This window comes from Xenorhabdus aichiensis (assembly GCF_028598775.1).
In the GTDB taxonomy this organism is placed as follows: Bacteria; Pseudomonadota; Gammaproteobacteria; order Enterobacterales; family Enterobacteriaceae; genus Xenorhabdus; species Xenorhabdus bovienii.
The window spans coordinates 1-726 of the sequence record NZ_JAQRFO010000134.1 but is presented as its reverse complement, the minus strand read 5'-3'; the positions used below and the strand labels follow the sequence as shown (position 1 = coordinate 726).

At 45.3% G+C, this 726-nt stretch carries 1 protein-coding gene; it reads right to left on the bottom strand.

Annotated features, from left to right (window positions below):
* Positions 1–7: 7 nt before the first annotated feature.
* A protein-coding gene (locus PSI22_RS21300) for an IS1 family transposase (protein WP_273581465.1) occupies positions 8–702 on the bottom strand; the annotation gives its coding sequence in 2 pieces (ribosomal slippage) (positions 8–453 and positions 453–702; 696 coding nt in all).
* Between the last annotated feature and the right edge of the window lie 24 nt (positions 703–726).

Below are 726 nucleotides of genomic sequence, written 5' to 3'. Positions count from 1 at the left end.
TCACTCTCTAAACGTAGTTTTCACGCTCAATAAATGTCCCTATCACTTTGTCGTGCATTTCCTCCGATTTGGAATAACCAATCGTTTTTCGATTCAACCTTTTTATGCGGGTACGATGGATGAGATTATTTCTCTCTATGCGCTGGGTAAACGTTTTTCCGGTTAAATGGTCTGCTTCCGGAAGACAATCATAAACAGCATAATCATCCGTACAGTAAAACCGAATTTTAAAGGGAGACAGTAGCGCCCGCAGTTTATTCAGTGTGTTCCTGCTGCGATCCCCAAAAACATGCGCCACAATCCGTTTCATCCTCGGTTCCCAGGCGTACCAGAGCCAGCGCTGGTTTTTCTTATTCCCGACAAATGACCATTGTTCATCCAGTTCGCAGATGAGCTGAATATCACTTCCTTCAAGCGGCAAGGTCGTCACGTTCCGGGGGTTGAGTTTTTTAGGATTTTCATCACGGTGGAGGTGGCGACTTTCAGTGCACGGGCGGTATCACGAATACCGCCGTTATTCATTGCCATATCGACAATCTGCTCTTTCACACCCGGTTTACAGGCTTGGTAGGTATATTCCAACTGAAATACCTTACGACAGGCATAGCAGCGATAACGGGGATACCCTCCGTTTCCTTTTCCATGTCCTTTAACGTCTTCTGATGTGTGACAATAACGACAATGAACATCAACTTTAGCCATGTTTCACCATAAAAAGGCAGGAAG